Raw genomic sequence first — 337 nt, 5'->3', positions numbered from 1 at the left:
AATCCGGCTGGTGGCTACTGAGGATGGCGTTGGGGTTAATTTGAAAGAGTTAACCAGCGACCAGCGTGATATTACTTTAAACGTTAATGGCAAAATTGAATTAGGCAATGCCAAGGCTAAAACCGATTTCAATATTATGGGCAAAGAAACTGATATTGCCGCGAATATTACCGTGCAGGCAGAGCGGGATATTACCCTGGCAAACACCACGCTGGAGAATAAAGGCAGCGTAACTGCCGGCCGGGATATGCGGGTATTTGGCGACACCGTGCGTAATACCGGGGATAAAGCTTTACTGCAAGCCAGCGATAATCTGTGGATACAGAAAGATGCGCAG

Annotated in this window: 1 protein-coding gene; it reads left to right on the top strand. The window is 47.5% G+C overall.

The genetic code is table 11. The features are described 5' to 3' along the window. Positions 1–337 (top strand): hypothetical protein (locus ABR397_RS25565; protein WP_350307821.1); only part of this gene is annotated, 337 nt, incomplete at both ends.

The organism is Photorhabdus viridis (assembly GCF_040256935.1).
Classification (GTDB): Bacteria; Pseudomonadota; Gammaproteobacteria; order Enterobacterales; family Enterobacteriaceae; genus Photorhabdus; species Photorhabdus viridis.
The sequence above is the reverse complement of the archived record's forward strand: the minus strand, read 5'-3'. Positions and strand labels throughout refer to the sequence as shown.